This is a genomic window from Streptococcus oralis, assembly GCF_019929365.1.
GTDB lineage: Bacteria > Bacillota > Bacilli > Lactobacillales > Streptococcaceae > Streptococcus > Streptococcus oralis_BT.
In genome coordinates this window covers 1-18838 of sequence record NZ_JAHZPH010000009.1, presented here as the reverse complement: position 1 = coordinate 18838, position 18838 = coordinate 1, and the positions used below count along the sequence as shown (strand labels likewise).

Annotated in this window: 20 protein-coding genes; 18 read left to right on the top strand and 2 right to left on the bottom strand. The window is 40.6% G+C overall.

Annotation, left to right across the window (positions count from 1 at the left end):
* Positions 1-13: 13 nt before the first annotated feature.
* Positions 14-1195, bottom strand: coding sequence for an NAD(P)/FAD-dependent oxidoreductase (locus K1I53_RS08780; protein ID WP_317628098.1), 1182 nt, complete (start codon positions 1193-1195; stop codon positions 14-16).
* A gap of 57 nt (positions 1196-1252) precedes the next feature.
* Entirely contained in the window at positions 1253-2098 is an 846-nt protein-coding gene (locus tag K1I53_RS08775) for a DegV family protein (RefSeq protein ID WP_223329116.1), read from the bottom strand.
* A 124-nt stretch (positions 2099-2222) separates the two neighbouring features.
* Here K1I53_RS08775 and K1I53_RS08770 point away from each other — a divergent pair, with 124 nt between their 5' ends.
* From K1I53_RS08770 to ftsX, 18 genes are all read left to right on the top strand, one after another.
* On the top strand, positions 2223-2780 hold the full coding sequence (locus K1I53_RS08770; RefSeq protein ID WP_223329115.1) for a TetR/AcrR family transcriptional regulator: 558 nt from the start codon (positions 2223-2225) through the stop codon (positions 2778-2780).
* An 18-nt stretch (positions 2781-2798) separates the two neighbouring features.
* Positions 2799-3266 carry a deoxycytidylate deaminase gene (locus tag K1I53_RS08765; RefSeq protein WP_000136990.1) on the top strand — a complete coding sequence of 156 codons (468 nt, stop codon included), beginning with the start codon at positions 2799-2801 and terminating at the stop codon, positions 3264-3266.
* An 88-nt stretch (positions 3267-3354) separates the two neighbouring features.
* A complete protein-coding gene (upp, locus tag K1I53_RS08760; RefSeq protein WP_223329113.1) occupies positions 3355-3984 on the top strand; it encodes a uracil phosphoribosyltransferase in 630 nt (209 codons plus the stop codon).
* A 173-nt stretch (positions 3985-4157) separates the two neighbouring features.
* On the top strand, positions 4158-4748 hold the full coding sequence (gene clpP / locus K1I53_RS08755) for an ATP-dependent Clp protease proteolytic subunit ClpP (RefSeq protein WP_000613467.1): 591 nt from the start codon (positions 4158-4160) through the stop codon (positions 4746-4748).
* Positions 4749-4826: 78 nt separating this feature from the next.
* Positions 4827-5096 carry a YlbG family protein gene (locus K1I53_RS08750; protein ID WP_000462107.1) on the top strand — a complete coding sequence of 90 codons (270 nt, stop codon included), beginning with the start codon at positions 4827-4829 and terminating at the stop codon, positions 5094-5096.
* 87 nt (positions 5097-5183) lie between these two features.
* Positions 5184-6344 (top strand): ABC transporter substrate-binding protein, encoded by a 1161-nt coding sequence (locus K1I53_RS08745; RefSeq protein WP_000726138.1) that lies wholly within the window; start codon positions 5184-5186, stop codon positions 6342-6344.
* 119 nt (positions 6345-6463) lie between these two features.
* Positions 6464-7333, top strand: coding sequence for a branched-chain amino acid ABC transporter permease (locus K1I53_RS08740; RefSeq protein ID WP_000941418.1), 870 nt, complete (start codon positions 6464-6466; stop codon positions 7331-7333).
* Positions 7334-7336: 3 nt separating this feature from the next.
* Positions 7337-8293 (top strand): branched-chain amino acid ABC transporter permease, encoded by a 957-nt coding sequence (locus K1I53_RS08735; RefSeq protein WP_223329111.1) that lies wholly within the window; start codon positions 7337-7339, stop codon positions 8291-8293.
* Positions 8293-9057 carry an ABC transporter ATP-binding protein gene (locus tag K1I53_RS08730; RefSeq protein WP_223329110.1) on the top strand — a complete coding sequence of 255 codons (765 nt, stop codon included), beginning with the start codon at positions 8293-8295 and terminating at the stop codon, positions 9055-9057. Before K1I53_RS08735 ends, K1I53_RS08730 begins: the two co-directional genes overlap by 1 nt.
* Positions 9057-9767, top strand: a complete 711-nt coding sequence (locus K1I53_RS08725) for an ABC transporter ATP-binding protein (protein WP_223329108.1) — start codon at positions 9057-9059, stop codon at positions 9765-9767. Before K1I53_RS08730 ends, K1I53_RS08725 begins: the two co-directional genes overlap by 1 nt.
* Positions 9768-10115: 348 nt before the next feature.
* The gene (locus tag K1I53_RS08720; protein ID WP_223329107.1) at positions 10116-11894 is read left to right on the top strand and encodes a phosphotransferase; all 1779 of its coding nucleotides are present in this window, start codon (positions 10116-10118) and stop codon (positions 11892-11894) included.
* A 1-nt stretch (position 11895) separates the two neighbouring features.
* Positions 11896-12081: a hypothetical protein gene (locus K1I53_RS08715; protein WP_038805583.1), complete on the top strand. Its 186-nt coding sequence runs from the start codon at positions 11896-11898 to the stop codon at positions 12079-12081.
* Position 12082: 1 nt separating this feature from the next.
* Positions 12083-13510 (top strand): cytosine permease, encoded by a 1428-nt coding sequence (locus K1I53_RS08710; RefSeq protein ID WP_223329105.1) that lies wholly within the window; start codon positions 12083-12085, stop codon positions 13508-13510.
* A gap of 132 nt (positions 13511-13642) precedes the next feature.
* On the top strand, positions 13643-15070 hold the full coding sequence (locus K1I53_RS08705) for a cytosine permease (protein WP_223329104.1): 1428 nt from the start codon (positions 13643-13645) through the stop codon (positions 15068-15070).
* A gap of 133 nt (positions 15071-15203) precedes the next feature.
* A complete protein-coding gene (locus K1I53_RS08700; protein ID WP_223329102.1) occupies positions 15204-15860 on the top strand; it encodes a CBS domain-containing protein in 657 nt (218 codons plus the stop codon).
* Between the two features lie 109 nt (positions 15861-15969).
* Positions 15970-17065, top strand: a protein-coding gene (gene prfB, locus K1I53_RS08695) for a peptide chain release factor 2 (protein ID WP_096753628.1) whose coding sequence is annotated in 2 segments (ribosomal slippage) — positions 15970-16041 and positions 16043-17065 — 1095 coding nt in all. Because the reading frame shifts where the segments join, the coding sequence is not laid out codon by codon here.
* Between the two features lie 18 nt (positions 17066-17083).
* The gene (ftsE, locus tag K1I53_RS08690; RefSeq protein ID WP_000022257.1) at positions 17084-17776 is read left to right on the top strand and encodes a cell division ATP-binding protein FtsE; all 693 of its coding nucleotides are present in this window, start codon (positions 17084-17086) and stop codon (positions 17774-17776) included.
* Positions 17769-18695: a permease-like cell division protein FtsX gene (ftsX, locus tag K1I53_RS08685; protein WP_223329101.1), complete on the top strand. Its 927-nt coding sequence runs from the start codon at positions 17769-17771 to the stop codon at positions 18693-18695. The genes ftsE and ftsX overlap by 8 nt, the downstream gene beginning before the upstream one ends.
* Positions 18696-18838 lie beyond the last annotated feature (143 nt).

The following is an 18838-nucleotide window of genomic DNA, read 5'->3' as shown; positions in this document are numbered from 1 at the left end:
AGGACTTCCTTTCTTACTTGGTATTTATTGGATTGGAGCCTGCCACCCAGCCGGTACAGAGGGCAGAAGTGATGTTAAAACCGCCCGTGTGGGCATTGATGTCTAAAACTTCGCCAGCAAAGTGGAGTCCAGGAACGAGCTTACTTTCGAGGGTTTTAGGATTGATTTCCTTAAGGCTGACACCGCCTTTGGTGACAAAGGACTTGGCAAGAGACATTTTGCCAGTCACAGGGATTTTGAGGGTCTTGATGGACTGGAGAAGTTGTTCGCGTTCCTTTTCAGTTAGCTGTTTGACTTTTTCAGGATAATCTTGAAAAAAAAATTCTGCCAAGCGTTCTGGAAGCAAAGTTTTTAAAGCATTTTTCAAGGATTTTTCTCGATTTTCTTCTAGAAATGTTGCCAAGTTATTCTCAGAAAGTTGAGGCAAAACATCCAGTGAAATAACCTCCCCACCTTTGACAAAACTAGACATGCGCAGGGCAGCAGGGCCAGATAAACCAAAGTGGGTAAAGAGCAGATCATGAGTGATGACATGCTTGCCATAACTTAGGGTCACATCGTCTAGTGAAATGCCCTGAAGCGCTTTGTGAGGGAAATCAGTCAGAAGCGGACTCTCGGCCGCCTCAAGCTCGGTAATGGTGTGCTTAAAATGGCGGGCGATCTCATGTCCAAATCCAGTTGAACCTGTAGAAGGATAGGATTTACCACCAGTTGTCACAATCAGTTTATCACAAGTGAAGGTTTGATCTGCGGACTTCAGGACAAACTGGTTATCCACCTTTTTAACCGAAACAATCTCTGTTTGAGTAGCGACTTGACCACCGAGTTCAGTGATTTTCTTCTCCAAAGCTTCAATAATGGTTCGAGACTTGTCGCTAGCAGGAAAGACGCGTCCGTGGTCCTCGACCTTAAGTTTGACTCCATTTTCCGTAAAAAAGTTGATGATATCATGGTTATCAAACTGGGAGAAGACACTGTAAAGAAAGCGCCCATTCCCAGGGATGCCAGCCAGTAGGTCGTCTAAACTCCCGTTGTTGGTTACGTTACAACGACCACCGCCTGTTCCAGCTAATTTTTTACCCAGTTTCCGATTTTTTTCGATGAGAAGGGTTTTCTGCCCATAAAAACTACTTGAAATGGTAGCCATCATACCAGCAGGGCCTCCCCCGATTACAATAGTATCAAAATGTTTCATAGCTCTATTGTACCACAAAAAACAAGAGATGCTTGGCATCTCTTGCTACGGATGATCTTAGTTAATTTCATATCCCATTAACAAACCGCCATCTTCTGCATAAAAACTGCAGAGACCAGACGTTGGGAGGATTTTGATATTGGCTTGTGGAAATGTTTCCAGCAAGCGTTCTGACAATTGCTGACAGAATTTTTCATTGCTGCGATGAGCCATGACGATACGACCACCAGCATAGCCAGCCTTGATGAGTTCTTCATAAGCTGCTTGAAGGGACTTTTTAGCACCACGAGCCTTTTGAAGAAGCTCTAGGGTTCCAGTTTCACTTGCTTCTCCAACCATACGGATGTTGAGAAGGCCAACGACCGTACCGATAAGCTTACTTAAACGGCCATTTTTGACCAAGTTATCAACTTTAGCGAGAACAAAGAGCAACTTCGTCTTTTCTTGGTAGGCTGTAATAGCTTCAACAACTTCCTCATGAGAAAGTCCTTGGTCAATCAAGTCGTTTAATTTTTCTACGAGCAAGTCAACTTCCCCACCTGCAGATAAACTATCAATCACATGAATCTGAGTGTCAGGGTGTTCCTCGAGGTAGATATTTTTAGCTATCTGTGCACTATTATGGCTGCCTGAAAGGGTACCAGTGATGGTAACGACAAAAATATGTTTGGCACCTTCAAAAGCACGCAAGTAATCATCAGGGCTAGGACAAGCTGATTTTGAAGCCTCAGAAGTCGCATACATGGTTTTCATCATGTAGTCAATGTCGAGATTAGCATCATCAATAAAGACCTGATCAGCTACTTGAATGGTTAAAGGAACACTGATAAATTCAGTATCGATAGCGGGAGTTATCAATTGACGATAATCACAACCAGAGTCAGCTACAATCTTCCAAGTCATAGAAATTCTCCATCTTTGTCACTTATACATTGACAAAGGTTCTGTCTTTTTTTACAATTATATCATGAAAGCCCTTGAAACAAAAGTACCACCTCTCTGTTGTCACAAGTAGAAAGAAATTGTTATGTCTGAACGTAAAATATCTGAAAAATCTCTTGAAAATCTCAGAAAATCAAATCAAGAATCCAATTTCTTGACTAGAGAAGCGATTGAGACGGCTCTTTTGCAACTTCTGGAGAAAAAAGACTTGGCTAAGATTAGTATCTCAGAGTTGGTCAAGCGGGCAGGTGTCTCTCGCGCTGCCTTCTATCGCAATTATGACTCTAAGGAAGCAATTTTAGAAAGCGTCTTTAAACGTAGCGTTCACAATATCATGGAACAGCTGAGCCATTACGATGTCAAAACTGACCTTTATCTGGTCTGGGTGCATCTTTTTCGGGCAGCCAAGAAAGAAGCCAAGGTGATCCAACTTGCTCTGGACTACCACTTAGAAAAGATTTTTGTCCAAGCCATGCAGGAATTTCTGGAAAAATACCACGGAAAATCAAAAGGTGTCAGCAGCTATCTTCATTCGTTTTGGAGTTCTGCTATCGTATTAGTTCTGCTCAAGTGGATCAAGGATGGAATGAAGGTTCCAGCTGAAAAGATTGCAGACTTACGCTTGCCATTTTTCAAAAAATAGGGGATAAGGAGAAGACTTATGACAGAAAAAAGACTGGCTTGGGATGAGTACTTTGCAGCCCAGGCTTTACTGATTGCCAATCGTTCGACCTGTAAACGTGCCAAGGTGGGAGCTGTCCTAGTCAAGGACAATAAGGTCATTTCAACAGGCTACAATGGTTCCGTATCAGGAACGGAGCACTGTATTGACCACGAATGTTTAGTCATTGAAGGACACTGTGTTCGAACCCTTCACGCCGAGGTCAATGCCATCTTGCAAGGGGCTGAACGAGGGGTTCCCAGAGGATTTACAGCCTATGTGACCCATTTCCCTTGTCTGAACTGTACCAAACAACTGCTACAAGTTGGTTGTAAGCGTGTGGTTTATATCAACCAGTACCGAATGGATGACTATGCCCAGTACCTTTATCATGAAAAAGGCACCGAGTTGACCCATTTACCATTAGAGACTGTTCAGACAGCTCTTCAAGAGGCAGATTTGATTTAGAAATTAATAAAAATAAATGGTTTAGAAAGCTTTTTAAACCGTTTTTTGATATAATAAGAAGAATAAATTGAAAGAAGGAACTCAGAAAATGGGAAAAATTGAAGTCATTAATCATCCACTCATTCAACACAAATTGTCAATCTTGCGACGTACAGATACTTCTACAAAAGCTTTTCGTGAGCTAGTAGATGAGATTGCAATGTTGATGGGATATGAAGTACTTCGTGATCTTCCGCTTGAAGACGTGGAAATCGAAACACCTATCACAAAGACCGTTCAAAAACAATTGGCTGGTAAAAAATTAGCGATTGTCCCAATCTTGCGTGCAGGCATCGGAATGGTAGATGGGCTCTTGAGCTTGGTTCCGGCAGCAAAAGTTGGACACATCGGTATGTACCGTGATGAAGAAACCCTTCAGCCAGTTGAATACTTGGTGAAATTGCCTGAGGATATTGACCAACGTCAAATCTTTGTCGTTGATCCAATGCTTGCAACAGGTGGTTCAGCAATCTTGGCCGTAGATTCCCTTAAAAAACGTGGTGCATCAAATATCAAGTTTGTCTGCCTAGTAGCTGCTCCAGAAGGAGTGAAGGCTCTTCAAGGAGCTCACCCAGATGTAGAAATCTTTACAGCAGCCTTGGACGAACACTTGAATGAACATGGCTATATTGTCCCAGGACTTGGGGACGCAGGAGACCGCTTGTTCGGTACCAAATAAAATTCCAAAGTAAACATTGAGACTGAGGGTTAGTTTCAGTTTTGAAAGGAGGTTGAGTTTTTGTTTCTGTTTAGAAAATAGAGCAAAAATTTGACCTTTTTTGACCAAAAAGATATAATAGTTCTGTATTGAGTCGCATGACTAAGAAAATTCAACATTAAAAGGAGAAATGAATGATTCCTGTAGTTATTGAACAAACAAGCCGTGGAGAACGTTCCTATGACATTTACTCTCGTCTTCTGAAAGACCGCATCATCATGCTAACTGGGCCAGTCGAAGATAATATGGCCAACTCAGTTATTGCCCAGTTGCTCTTCTTGGATGCCCAAGATAGTACAAAAGATATTTACCTTTATGTCAACACACCTGGAGGTTCTGTTTCAGCTGGTTTGGCAATCGTTGATACCATGAACTTTATTAAGGCAGATGTTCAAACCATCGTTATGGGAATGGCAGCATCTATGGGGACTGTCATTGCATCAAGTGGAGCAAAAGGCAAACGCTTCATGCTTCCAAATGCAGAGTACATGATTCACCAACCAATGGGTGGTACAGGTGGTGGTACTCAACAAACAGATATGGCAATCGCTGCAGAACACTTGCTCAAAACTCGTAAGACTTTGGAGCAAATCCTTGCAGATAACTCAGGTAAATCAGTTGAGCAAATTCACGCGGATGCTGAACGTGATTACTGGATGAGTGCCCAAGAAACGCTCGAATATGGCTTCATTGATGAAATCATGGCTAACAATTCTTTGAGCTAAGCAACCTAGAAAGCAAACTCGACGGAGTTTGCTTTTTTTGGTATAATAGGGGAAGATTTCTTAGAAAGAGGATCCCTCATGTTTGAAAAAACAAATCGATCAGGATTAATCATCTATCTTTACTATAATCGAGATGCAAAAAAACTTCAGGAATACGGTGATATCTGTTACCATTCCAAAAAACATCGCTACCTGCAACTTTATGTTCCAACTGAGGAGCTAGATGACTTAGTTGAGAGATTAGGTAAGGAAAGATTTATCAAAAAAATAAGACGTTGCCACATTCAAGAGTTAGAAACTCCCTTTGTTGGCAATCTCTATCGCACTGAGGAAAACGTTATCATTTAAAAAATGAGATAAATGTGTTGACAATTTTCTGATAATTCGGTATATTCTTAACATACTATTTTTGAAACAACTATAAGGAGATTAAAAATGAAGAAAAAATTTGCCCTATCTTTTGTGGCTCTTGCTAGCGTAGCTCTTCTCGCTGCTTGTGGAGAGGTCAAGTCAGGAGCGTCAAATACAACTGGTAACCCAGTAGACGAAAAGACGATCAAAATCGGTTTTAACTTTGAAGAAACAGGTGCTGTAGCTGCCTATGGTACTTCTGAACAAAAAGGTGCTCAACTTGCTGTTGATGAAATCAATGCTGCAGGTGGTATCGATGGAAAACAAATCGAAGTTGTGGATAAAGATAACAAATCTGAAACTGCTGAGGCTGCCTCTGTTACAACTAACCTAGTGACCCAATCAAAAGTTACAGCTATCGTAGGACCTGCGACATCTGGTGCAACTGCTGCAGCTGTAGCAAACGCTACTCAAGCAGGAGTTCCATTGATTTCACCAAGTGCGACTCAAGATGGATTGACCAAAGGTCAAGAATATCTATTTATCGGAACTTTCCAAGATAGCTTCCAAGGGAAGATTATTTCAAACTATGTGACAAACAAATTGAACGCTAAGAAGGTTGTTCTTTATACGGACAATGCAAGTGACTATGCTAAAGGTATTGCTAAATCTTTCCGTGAAGCCTACAAAGGTGAAATTGTTGCAGACGAAACGTTTGTAGCAGGTGATACAGACTTCCAAGCAGCCCTTACTAAAATGAAAGGGAAAGAGTTTGACGCTATCGTTGTTCCAGGTTACTACACAGAAGCAGGTAAAATCGTAAACCAAGCGCGTGGTATGGGAATTGATAAACCAATCGTTGGTGGTGACGGCTTCAACGGTGAAGAATTTGTTCAACAAGCAACTGCTGAAAGAGCTTCAAACATTTACTTTATCTCAGGATTCTCAACTACAGTTGATGTTTCTGCAAAAGCTAAAGCCTTCCTTGAAGCCTACCGTGCTAAATACAACGAAGAACCTTCAACATTCTCAGCTTTGGCCTATGACTCAGTTTACCTAGTAGCTAATGCTGCAAAAGGTGCTAAAAACTCAGGTGAAATCAAGGACAACCTTGCTAAAACCAAAGACTTTGATGGTGTAACTGGTCAAACGAGCTTTGATGCAGATCACAACACAGTGAAAACTGCTTACATGATGACCATGAATAATGGTAAAGTGGAAGCAGCAGAAGTTGTAAAACCATAACATTAGAATAGTAGCTGAAATAGGGAATGAGCCTTTGACTCACTCCCTGTTTCGGTGTTTATGAACTTGTGAAAATTGAGAAATTTTCTAAAAAATAACAATAGAAAAGAGTGAATGCTATGCTCCAACAACTTGTGAATGGTTTAATTCTGGGTAGTGTTTATGCACTTTTGGCCCTGGGTTATACCATGGTTTATGGAATTATCAAACTCATCAACTTCGCCCACGGTGATATTTATATGATGGGAGCCTTTATTGGTTACTTTTTGATTAATTCTTTCCAAATGAATTTCTTTTTAGCTTTGATTATTTCAATGGTAGGAACCGCACTGCTTGGTGTTGTGATTGAATTTCTTGCCTACCGTCCTTTGCGACACTCTACACGTATTGCTGTATTGATTACTGCCATCGGAGTGTCTTTCCTACTGGAATATGGAATGGTCTACTTGGTCGGTGCCAATACTCGTGCCTTTCCTCAAGCCATTCAAACAGTTCGCTATGATTTAGGACCAATCAGCTTGACAAACGTCCAGTTAATGATTTTAGCAGTTTCCTTACTCCTGATGATTTTATTGCAAGTGATTGTTCAAAAAACAAAAATGGGGAAAGCTATGCGTGCGGTATCAGTTGATAGTGACGCTGCTCAATTGATGGGAATTAATGTAAATCGTACAATCAGCTTTACCTTTGCTTTGGGTTCAGCTCTTGCTGGTGCAGCAGGTGTCCTCATTGCCCTTTACTACAACTCTCTTGAACCGTTGATGGGTGTGACTCCAGGTCTAAAATCATTCGTTGCGGCCGTTCTTGGTGGTATTGGGATTATTCCTGGTGCAGCTCTAGGGGGATTTGTTATTGGTTTGTTGGAAACATTTGCAACTGCCTTTGGTATGTCTGATTTCCGTGATGCCATTGTATATGGAATCTTGCTTTTGATTCTGATTGTTCGTCCTGCAGGTATCCTTGGCAAGAATGTGAAAGAGAAGGTGTAAACAATGAAGACAAATCTTAAAGTAAATATTCTCTGGTTATTCCTTCTGTTAGCGGGTTATGGATTGATTAGTGTACTGGTTTCTGCTGGTGTTCTCAATCTATTCCATGTTCAAATTTTAGAACAAATTGGAATTAATATCATCCTTGCAGTAGGTTTGAACTTAATTGTCGGTTTTTCAGGACAATTCTCACTCGGTCATGCAGGTTTTATGGCGATTGGGGCTTATGCAGCAGCGATTATTGGTTCCAAATTCCCAACCTATGGTGCCTTCTTTGGAGCAATGGTCTTGGGTGCTTTGATTTCTGGTGCAGTCGCTTTGCTCGTTGGGATTCCAACACTCCGTTTGAAGGGTGACTACCTGGCTGTTGCAACACTAGGTGTTTCAGAAATCATTCGTATCTTTATCATTAATGGTGGAAGTTTGACCAACGGTGCTGCTGGTATCTTGGGTATTCCAAACTTTACCAACTGGCAGATGGTTTATCTTTTTGTAATTATCACAACTATTGCAACTCTCAACTTCTTACGTAGTCCAATTGGACGTTCTACTCTATCTGTTCGTGAGGATGAGATTGCTGCAGAGTCAGTTGGGGTAAATACTACAAAAATCAAAATTATCGCTTTTGTCTTTGGTGCTATTACAGCAAGTATTGCTGGTTCACTTCAGGCTGGTTTTATCGGATCTGTTGTCCCAAAAGACTACACCTTTATTAATTCCATCAATGTGTTGATTATCGTTGTATTTGGTGGACTTGGATCGATTACTGGTACCATCGTTTCAGCGATTGTTTTAGGAATTTTAAATATGCTCCTTCAAGATGTAGCTAGTGTACGTATGATTATCTACGCTTTGGCTCTTGTATTGGTCATGATTTTCAGACCAGGTGGACTTCTTGGGACATGGGAATTGAGTCTATCACGTTTCTTTAAAAAATCTAAGAAGGAGGGACAAAACTAATGGCATTACTTGAAGTTAAACAGTTAACCAAACATTTTGGCGGTCTAACAGCTGTTGGAGATGTCACTCTTGAATTGAACGAGGGAGAGTTGGTTGGTCTGATTGGACCAAACGGTGCTGGTAAAACAACCCTTTTCAATCTCTTGACGGGTGTTTATGAACCAAGCGAAGGTACTGTGACACTAGATGGTCACCTCCTAAATGGGAAAACTCCTTATAAGATTGCTTCACTTGGACTCAGTCGTACTTTCCAAAATATTCGTTTGTTCAAGGACTTGACAGTTTTGGAAAATGTTTTGATTGCATTTAGTAATCATCATAAACAACATATCCTCGCTAGCTTTCTACGCCTGCCCGCTTTCTATAAGAATGAGGAAGAATTAAAAAGCAAAGCGTTGGACTTGCTGAAGATTTTTGATTTGGATGGTGATGCAGATACTCTTGCTAAGAATCTGGCCTATGGTCAACAACGTCGATTAGAAATCGTTCGTGCTCTGGCAACCGAACCTAAGATTCTCTTTTTGGATGAACCTGCGGCTGGGATGAATCCACAAGAGACAGCTGAATTGACAGAACTAATCCGTCGTATCAAAGACGAATTTAAAATTACCATCATGCTCATCGAACACGACATGAATTTGGTTATGGAAGTCACTGAGCGTATCTATGTTCTTGAATATGGTCGGTTGATTGCTCATGGGACTCCGGATGAGATCAAGAACAACAAACGTGTTATCGAAGCTTATCTAGGAGGTGAAGCCTAATGTCTATGTTAAAAGTTGAAAACCTCTCTGTACATTACGGTATGATCCAAGCAGTTCGTGATGTAAGTTTCGAGGTCAACGAAGGTGAAGTTGTTTCCTTGATTGGTGCCAATGGCGCTGGTAAAACAACCATTCTTCGCACCCTTTCAGGTTTGGTTCGTCCAAGTGCTGGTAAAATTCAGTTTTTAGGAAAAGAAATTCAAAAGATGCCAGCGCAAAAAATCGTGGCAGGTGGCCTTTCACAAGTTCCTGAGGGACGCCATGTTTTTCCAGGCTTGACTGTTATGGAAAACTTGGAAATGGGAGCCTTTTTAAAGAAAAATCGTGAAGAAAATCAAGCCAACTTGAAAAAAGTCTTTTCACGTTTCCCTCGTCTGGAAGAACGTAAAAACCAAGATGCGGCGACCCTTTCAGGTGGTGAACAGCAGATGCTGGCTATGGGACGCGCTCTTATGTCTACACCTAAGCTCCTTCTCTTGGACGAGCCATCAATGGGACTTGCTCCTATCTTTATCCAAGAAATTTTTGATATCATTCAAGATATTCAGAGGCAAGGAACAACGGTTCTCCTAATTGAACAGAACGCTAACAAGGCCCTTGCTATTTCTGACCGAGGTTATGTGCTTGAAACAGGTAAGATTGTCCTATCAGGAACAGGAAAAGAACTCGCAGCATCAGACGAAGTCAGAAAAGCATATCTAGGTGGCTAAAAAGGTCCGAGGGACCTTTTTAGTCGGCAGATAGAGATTGCGTAGCAATCATCAGATCCAGTGGATTGTTTTAGTCGGCGGATAAGAATTGCCCAAGCAATTCTCCTCTAGTCTGGGAGACTAGTTTAGGTTGCAGATGGAGATTGGGTAAGCAATTATCTAATTCAGTGGATTATTTTGTAGATGAATTTGAAGAGCTCCAAATTTGGGGCTCTTTTTTCGTTTGGTCCCTATTTTGATGGGCCTGATTTGAGCATCCGTTTTCTTAATATAGAATCTAACTTGACAAAAGCACGTGTTCATCATATAATTAAATAAACAAAAATATTGAACAAAGAGGCTGAAGATATGCTATCAGAAAAACAATTTAAACTTTTACGTTTTTTGTTGACTCACAAAGACGAAAACTTTACGCAGAGACAATTGGCTGAACAGCTAGATATCGCTTTGGGGACGGTAAATAATCTTCTCAAGGAATGTAAAGAAGAGAAGTGGATCAGTGAAGAAAATCACTTAACTGACTTAGGTGAGGAGGCTTTAGCTCCGTATCAGGTGAAGAATGCCATTATCATGGCTGCAGGTATGAGTAGCCGCTTTGCTCCTTTGTCTTATGAGCTACCTAAAGGGCTTCTCCAAGTTAAAGGTGAGCGTTTGATTGAGAGAGAAATCAAGCAATTACAAGAAGCTGGGATAGAGGATATTACAGTTATTGTAGGCTATCTGCAGGAAAAAATGTTCTATCTAGCAGAAAAATTTGGTGTTAAAATCGTTGTAAATAATGATTACTACAAGTACAACAACTGTTCTTCTCTCATGCTAGTCAGAGATCAACTTTCTAACACTTATATCTGCTCTTCGGATAATTATTTTGTAGAAAATCCGTTTGAGCGATACATTTACAGAGGTTACTATTCTACAATATTTGCAGAAGGAGACACAGACGAATACTGCTCTAAGGAAGACTCCAATCACACGATTATCGATATTCAAATCGGTGGGACGAATACTTGGGCTATGGTGGGGCACGTTTATTTTGATCGTGCATTTAGTGAAAAATTCGTAGACATTTTAGAAACTGAATTTAAGCACGAACCATATCGCGAACAGCTCTGGGAAGATTATTATAGTCGTCACGTCAAGGAGCTTCCTTTGGAAGCTCGGCATTATTCAGCAGATATTGTTAAGGAGTTTGATTCACTAGATGAGTTGCGTCAGTTTGATCAACACTATTTGGTGAATACTAATTCGGAAATCATTGATAATATCTGTAAGACATTAGGATGTGTGGCTTCAGATATTGTCAATATCAAACCTCTAAAAGATGGTCTGACCAACACTTCGTTTTCATTTGACTGCCTAGGAAAGAAATATGTTTACCGTCATCCGGGTAGGGGAACGGAGAATTATATCGATCGTGCTAGTGAAGCGGCTTCCATGGAAATTGCTGCAAAATTGAAGATTGACCGTACTTTTGTCGCTATGAACAAGGATGAGGGCTGGAAAATTTCAGAATTTATCCCTAACGCCAAGCAACTAGATTATGATAATTGGGATGATGTAGCAAAAGCAATGGAGCTCTTGAGACGCTTGCACCAATCTGGAGAAAAAACGGGACATTCCTTTGATCAATTTGAGGGAATTGATGATTTTAGACAAAAATTAAAGGCTAGTAATCGTTTTGAATTTGATGGACTTGAAGAGTTGGATCAGAATGTCTCAGTTCTCGAGAAGCTTTTACAAGAAGATCAAGCGAAAAAGGTTCTCTGCCATGGAGATTCTTATAGCCCAAATTTCTTGTTGAATGAAGCTGGAGAAATGAGCCTGATTGATTGGGAATATTCTGGTATGGGAGATCCAGCAGGAGATTTAGGAACCTTTATCGGGTGTTCAAATTATACAGTGGAAGAAGCTGAAAAGGTACTTGAAATCTATCTACAAGAAGTTCCAGACAAGAAAACCAAACGTCACTATTTTGCCTATGTATCAGTGACTTCATATTATTGGTTTTTGTGGGCCTTGTTCCAAGAAAGCGTTGGAAAACCAGTAGGTGAATTTCTTTATATCTGGTATCGTTATACCAAGCAGTATGGAAAACTTGCATTAGATTTATACTTAGAGGAGAATTGAGATGAAACCGACATCAGAAATTGAAGAATTAATAGCAAATGAAACGAAAAGAAGGCTAGAAGAAATGGAATCACCAAACTATGTGTTTGCTCAGCCATTTCTAAAAAGTGATTTTACTATAGTCATTGGCTTGGTTCTAATTAACCTTATTCTGATTATTTTAGCCATGACAGGAGGTATTCAATAAAATGTCTAAGATGAATGACTTTATTCAACAGGAGACGATAACGGGAATTGTTCCCATGACCAATAAGGATCGTCAGTATTCTTTCTGGGATCTCTTTCTGTCAACAAGTGGTTTTGCCATTGCTACTTGGTGTTATACCCAAGGGGCTTATGTGGCTCAATATTTGACCTTTAATCAGATGTTGATTAATATTTTTAGTTTCAACATTATCTGGGTCTTTATTGAATGTCTCCCAATTCTGTTTGCGGTTAAATATGGAATTGATTTGTGGATTTGGTTGAGGGCTGTCCTCGGAAAAAAAGGAGTGGCCTTGCTATCAACCATTATTAGTTTGGCTAACTTTGGCTGGTATGCCGTTGCGGCCAATCTTTTTGCTAGCTCCATGATTCATTTGGCAAATAATTTCGGTCTTGGTTTGGACAAGGGAGTATGGGCACCTATTCTTGGTACACTCTGTGTTCTTCTTGGAACGCTGATTGCTCTTGGAGGCCCAGAAGTGATTAAATGGACCAATCGATTCTTGGTAATTGCCTTGTTGATTGTCGGTCTCATTATCGTTGGAATCTGCTTTGTAGCCGTGCCTATCACTGACATTATGAACATTCAACCGGCTACCCAAGGAGATTTGACGCCATTAGAACGCTTCATGCTTTCTGGAGAAGGAAATGTTGCCTTTGCCTTTTCTTGGTCTACACAGGCATTAGTTTTACCGCGTTTAGCAAAATCAGAACGTAGTGGCTATTGGGCTACAGCTTTATCATACGGAGTTGTTGCGCCATTCTTTGTTGCGACAGGTGGAGTCATGGCTCTAGCCATGTTTGTTAAAACAGGTGTTTATGAAAGTGATCCAACAACCATGCTTTCAACTCTAAGCACCCCGGCCTTTGCACTCTTAAGTTTACTACTAGTAGCCTTTGCCAATATTGGGACCCAAGGGACAGGATCATACGTGAACTGTATGATTGTAAAAAGTGGGATGCCCAAAGTAAGCTATAAACTAATGGTTTGGATTGCCATGGTATACGTGAGCCTACTTACAATCTGGGGGGGAGTGGAAGAGTACTTCGGTTCCTTCATCTCACTAGCTGCTTATATTCAGGGACCAATTATTGGTATGATCGTTGTTGACTACTTTATCTTAAGAAAACGAAAACTCGACTTGCGTTCAGCTTATTTCCTTGAAGGACACGATGCTTACGAGTTTACCAAAGGATTTAACGTGGTTGGCTTGTCTTGCGTATTTATCTCCTTGTTGGTTGCAGTACTATTTGTTTATAACCCTGTAACAGCACAGATTCAAAGCCCAATCTTTTTAATCACAACGGGTAGTGGCTTTACTGCGATTTTTGGAGGTTTATTGTACTGGCTAGCTAGCTTAACTCCTTTAAAACGCTATATGATCAAGGATCGAGATTTCGTTACGATTTAAGGATAAATGAAAACCTTAATCTATATCTATTTGCTTCCCCTTCCTTAAAAGTTTATTTTACATAAGTAATTGATATGATTCTAGTCAATCATATTCTGATTATCCTAGCCATGACAGGAGGTATTCAATAAAATGTCCAAGATGAATGACTTCATTCAACAGGAGACCATAACGGGAATCGTTCCCATGACCAACAAGGATCGTCAGTATTCTTTCTGGGATCTCTTCTTATCGACAAGTGGTTTTGCTATCGCAACTTGGTGTTATACCCAAGGAGCCTATGTGGCTCAATATTTGACCTTTAATCAAATGTTGATTAATATTTTTAGTTTTAACATTATCTGGGTCTTTATCGAATGCCTCCCAATCTTGTTTGCAGTTAAATATGGAATTGATTTATGGATTTGGTTGAGAGCCGTTCTAGGTAGAAAAGGGGTGGCCGTTCTATCAACCGTGATTAGTCTGGCAAATTTTGGTTGGTACGCCGTTACCGCCAATCTTTTTGCCAGCTCCATGATTCATTTGGCAAATAATTTTGGACTTGGTTTAGACAAGGGGGTATGGGCACCGATTCTTGGTACACTCTGTGTTCTTCTTGGAACGCTGATTGCTCTTGGGGGGCCAGAGGTGATCAAAGGAACTAATCGCTTCCTGGTGGTTGCCTTGTTATTTGTTGGGCTAATCATCGTTGGAATCTGTTTTGTTGCGGTTCCGATTAGGGATATTATGAATGTCCAACCTGCCATCCAAGAAAATTTGACACCGATTGAACGTTTTATGATGTCAGGGGAAGGAAATGTGGCCGTAGCCTTTTCTTGGTCTACACAAGCATTTGTCTTACCACGTTTGGCAAAATCAGAACGTAGTGGCTATTGGGCTACAGCCTTGTCATACGGGGTTGTTGCGCCATTCTTTGCTGCGACAGGTGGGGTGATGGCTTTGGCTATGTTTGTCAAAACAGGTGTCTATGAAAGTGACCCAACAACCATGCTTTCAACTCTAAGCACACCAGCCTTTGCGCTTTTAAGTTTACTATTAGTAGCCTTTGCCAATATTGGAACCCAGGGTACAGGATCGTATGTGAACTGTATGATTGTAAAAAGTGGTATGCCCAAAGTAAGCTATAAACTAATGGTTTGGATTGCCATGGTTTATGTGAGCCTACTTACGATTTGGGGAGGAGTGGATGAATACTTCGGTTCCTTCATCTCGCTGGCTGCCTACATTCAAGGGCCCATTATCGGAATGATCGTTGTTGACTATTTTATCTTAAAAAAACGAAAACTCGATTTGCGTTCAGCCTATTTCCTTGAAGGACATGACGCCTATGAGTTTACAAATGGCTTTAACCTGGTAGGGTTATCTTGTGTAATCATTTCCTTGTTAGTTGCAGTACTATTTGTTTACAATCCTATAACAAAGCATATCCAGAGTCCTATGTTCCTGCTCACAACTGGTAGTGGCTTTACTGCGATCTTTGGTGGTCTATTGTACTGGCTAGCTAGCTTAACTCCTTTAAAACACTATATGATTAAGGATAGAGATTCCGTTACGATTTAAGTTTAAGAGAGAAGGCTGTTTCTCTCTTTTTTTGTGATTGAATGTTACAAAATCTTGAAAAAGAGATGAAAGCGTTTGATAGTTTTTGTAAGAAAGTGTATAATTATAGTAGCAATAAAGAAGGAGAAGTCTCATGGCAGTTAAAGATTTTATGACCCGCAAGGTAGTTTATATCAGTCCAGATACGACTGTAGCACATGCAGCAGATTTGATGCGCGAGCAAGGTTTGCACCGTTTACCTGTTATCGAAAATGATCAATTGGTTGGTCTTGTAACAGAAGGAACTATTGCTGAAGCCAGTCCGTCTAAAGCAACCAGTCTCTCCATCTATGAGATGAATTATCTTCTCAATAAGACCAAAGTCAAAGACGTCATGATTCGGGATGTCATCACAGTGTCAGGTTATGCAAGTCTAGAAGATGCGACCTATCTCATGTTGAAGAATAAGATCGGTATTCTTCCCGTTGTGGACAACCAACAGGTTTACGGTGTGATTACAGATCGTGATGTTTTTCAAGCCTTTCTAGAAATTGCTGGCTACGGCGAGGAAGGAATTCGTGTTCGGTTTATTACGGAAAATGAAGTCGGGGTTTTGGGCAAGATTGTGACCTTGATTGTAGAAGAAAATCTGAATATTTCACACACAGTCAATATTCCGCGCAAGGATGGTAAGGTCGTGATTGAAGTTCAAATTGATGGGATGATTGATTTAACCTTTCTGAAGGAGAAATTTGAAGTGCAAGGTATCCAAGTAGAGGAGATTGCTCGAACCTCTGCTAAAAAGTTATAAATATAGAGGGTGAAAACCCTCTTTTTTGTATACAATTTGAAATAACAAGCAAAATATGGAAAGAAATAAGAGATTATGGTATAATAAAACGATATGAAAAGGAGTATCTATGGACATTTCAGAAATTCGTCAAAAAATTGACGCAAATCGTGAAAAATTAGCTTCTTTTAGGGGGTCTCTTTGACCTCGAAGGCTTAGAGGAAGAGATTGCCATCTTGGAAAATAAGATGACAGAACCTGATTTTTGGAACGATAATATCGCGGCCCAAAAAACGTCGCAAGAATTAAATGAATTAAAAAACACCTATAACACCTTCCGTAAAATGGAAGAGTTGCAGGATGAAGTTGAGATTTTATTGGACTTTTTAGCAGAAGACGAGTCAGTCCATGATGAACTGGTCGAACAGTTGACAGAACTGGATAAGATGATGACCAGCTACGAGATGACCCTTCTCTTGTCAGAACCTTATGACCATAATAATGCAATCTTGGAAATCCATCCAGGATCTGGTGGTACTGAGGCACAGGACTGGGGCGATATGTTGCTTCGTATGTATACTCGTTATGGAAATGCAAAAGGCTTTAAAGTTGAAGTCTTGGATTACCAAGCTGGTGATGAAGCGGGCATCAAATCTGTGACCTTGTCTTTTGAAGGCCCAAATGCTTATGGCCTTCTCAAGTCAGAAATGGGTGTTCACCGTCTGGTCCGTATTTCTCCATTTGACTCTGCCAAACGCCGCCATACTTCATTTACATCCGTTGAGGTTATGCCTGAGTTGGACGATACCATCGAAGTGGAAATCCGTGAAGATGATATCAAAATGGATACCTTCCGTTCAGGTGGTGCTGGTGGACAAAACGTCAATAAAGTTTCAACAGGTGTGCGTTTGACTCATATTCCTACGGGGACTGTCGTTCAATCAACGGTCGATCGTACCCAGTATGGAAATAGAGATCGTGCTATGAAGATGTTGCAAGCCAAGCTCTATCAGATGGAGCAAGAAAAGAAAGCTGCGGAAGTCGACTCCCTCAAAGGTGAGAAAAAAGAAATCACTTGGGGAAGTCAGATTCGTTCTTATGTCTTCACACCTTATACCATGGTAAAAGACCACCGTACGAGCTTTGAAGTTGCTCAGGTAGATAAGGTCATGGATGGAGATCTTGATGGTTTCATCGACGCCTATCTCAAATGGCGAATCAGCTAAGAATAGAAAGGAACTCACATGTCAATCATTGAAATGCGAGATGTTGTCAAAAAATACGATAACGGAACGACTGCTCTTCGTGGAGTCTCTCTTAGTATTGAACCAGGAGAATTTGCCTATATCGTTGGGCCTTCTGGAGCAGGGAAGTCAACCTTTATTCGAGCTTTATATCGAGAAGTAAAGATTGAAAAAGGCAGTTTAACAGTTGCAGGCTTTAATTTGGTTAAAATCAAGAAGAAAGATATCCCTCTGCTCCGTCGCAGTGTTGGGGTAGTTTTTCAAGATTACAAACTCTTGCCTAAGAAAACTGTTTATGAAAATATTGCTTATGCAATGGAAGTTATCGGAGAGAACCGTCGCAACATCAAAAAACGTGTTATGGAAGTCTTGGATTTGGTCGGTTTGAAACACAAGGTTCGCTCTTTCCCTAACGAACTCTCAGGTGGAGAACAGCAACGGATTGCGATTGCCCGTGCGATTGTGAACAATCCTAAGGTCTTGATTGCCGATGAGCCGACAGGAAACTTGGACCCAGATAATTCATGGGAAATTATGAATCTGTTGGAACGCATCAATCTCCAAGGTACTACTGTCTTGATGGCGACTCACAATAGCCAGATTGTAAATACCTTGCGCCACCGTGTCATTGCCATTGAAAATGGCCGTGTCGTTCGTGACGAAGCTAAAGGAGAATATGGATACGATGATTAGTAGATTTTTTCGCCATTTATTTGAATCATTAAAAAGTTTAAAACGAAATGGCTGGATGACAGTAGCAGCAGTGAGTTCGGTTATGATTACCTTGACACTCGTTGCCCTGTTTGCATCTGTAATTTTTAACACAGCGAAGCTGGCTACCGATATCGAGAACAATGTTCGGGTCATGGTTTACATTCGTAAAGATGTAGCGGATAACAGTGAAACGATTGAAAAAGAAGGTCAGACAGTTACTAACAACGACTACCACAAGGTTTACAACGCCTTAAAGGCTATGCCAGGTGTCAAAAATGTTACTTTTTCAAGCAAGGAAGAGCAGTATCAAAAATTGACAGAAACGATGGGTGACGATTGGAAGGTCTTTGAAGGGGATGCCAACCCTCTCTATGATGCCTATATCGTTGATACCAATTCTCCGAGTGATGTTAAAACAGTAGCAGAAGAAGCTAAAAAGATCGAAGGAGTGTCAGAAGTTCAAGATGGTGGAGCCAACACTCAACGACTTTTCGAACTGGCTTCCTTCATCCGTGTTTGGGGCTTAGTTATTGCAGGGCTTTTGATTTTCATTGCGGTCTTCTTGATTTCCAATACTATCCGTATTACCATTATTTCTCGGAGCCGTGAAATTCAAATCATGCGTCTAGTAGGAGCTAAAAACGGCTATATTAGAGGACCATTCTTGCTAGAGGGTGCCTTTATTGGCTTACTAGGTGCAGCGATTCCTTCAGTCCTTGTATTCTTTATCTACAATATGGTTTATCAATCTGTCAATAAATCCTTGGTGGGGCAAAACTTGTCAATGATTACACCAGATGTGTTTATTCCTTTGATGACAGTCCTATTGTTTGTGATTGGTATTTTCATTGGGGCAATCGGATCAGGTATTTCAATGCGTCGATTCTTGAAGATCTAGTTGGATATAAATGCAACTTGCAGAGCAAATCAGAAATAATACAATTTTAAAAGAGAAGTTTTCTGGCTCTTTGTCAACTGTAGTGGGTTGAAGTCAGCTAAGATCGAGAAAGGACGAATTTCGTCCTTTCTTTTTTGATGTTG

Coding starts and splice junctions, on each gene's coding strand:
- K1I53_RS08780 (WP_317628098.1), bottom strand. CDS start 1,195: ATGAAACATTTTGATACTATTGTAATCGGGGGAGGCCCTGCTGGTATG.
- K1I53_RS08775 (WP_223329116.1), bottom strand. CDS start 2,098: ATGACTTGGAAGATTGTAGCTGACTCTGGTTGTGATTATCGTCAATTG.
- K1I53_RS08770 (WP_223329115.1), top strand. CDS start 2,223: ATGTCTGAACGTAAAATATCTGAAAAATCTCTTGAAAATCTCAGAAAA.
- K1I53_RS08765 (WP_000136990.1), top strand. CDS start 2,799: ATGACAGAAAAAAGACTGGCTTGGGATGAGTACTTTGCAGCCCAGGCT.
- upp (WP_223329113.1), top strand. CDS start 3,355: ATGGGAAAAATTGAAGTCATTAATCATCCACTCATTCAACACAAATTG.
- clpP (WP_000613467.1), top strand. CDS start 4,158: ATGATTCCTGTAGTTATTGAACAAACAAGCCGTGGAGAACGTTCCTAT.
- K1I53_RS08750 (WP_000462107.1), top strand. CDS start 4,827: ATGTTTGAAAAAACAAATCGATCAGGATTAATCATCTATCTTTACTAT.
- K1I53_RS08745 (WP_000726138.1), top strand. CDS start 5,184: ATGAAGAAAAAATTTGCCCTATCTTTTGTGGCTCTTGCTAGCGTAGCT.
- K1I53_RS08740 (WP_000941418.1), top strand. CDS start 6,464: ATGCTCCAACAACTTGTGAATGGTTTAATTCTGGGTAGTGTTTATGCA.
- K1I53_RS08735 (WP_223329111.1), top strand. CDS start 7,337: ATGAAGACAAATCTTAAAGTAAATATTCTCTGGTTATTCCTTCTGTTA.
- K1I53_RS08730 (WP_223329110.1), top strand. CDS start 8,293: ATGGCATTACTTGAAGTTAAACAGTTAACCAAACATTTTGGCGGTCTA.
- K1I53_RS08725 (WP_223329108.1), top strand. CDS start 9,057: ATGTCTATGTTAAAAGTTGAAAACCTCTCTGTACATTACGGTATGATC.
- K1I53_RS08720 (WP_223329107.1), top strand. CDS start 10,116: ATGCTATCAGAAAAACAATTTAAACTTTTACGTTTTTTGTTGACTCAC.
- K1I53_RS08715 (WP_038805583.1), top strand. CDS start 11,896: ATGAAACCGACATCAGAAATTGAAGAATTAATAGCAAATGAAACGAAA.
- K1I53_RS08710 (WP_223329105.1), top strand. CDS start 12,083: ATGTCTAAGATGAATGACTTTATTCAACAGGAGACGATAACGGGAATT.
- K1I53_RS08705 (WP_223329104.1), top strand. CDS start 13,643: ATGTCCAAGATGAATGACTTCATTCAACAGGAGACCATAACGGGAATC.
- K1I53_RS08700 (WP_223329102.1), top strand. CDS start 15,204: ATGGCAGTTAAAGATTTTATGACCCGCAAGGTAGTTTATATCAGTCCA.
- ftsE (WP_000022257.1), top strand. CDS start 17,084: ATGTCAATCATTGAAATGCGAGATGTTGTCAAAAAATACGATAACGGA.
- ftsX (WP_223329101.1), top strand. CDS start 17,769: ATGATTAGTAGATTTTTTCGCCATTTATTTGAATCATTAAAAAGTTTA.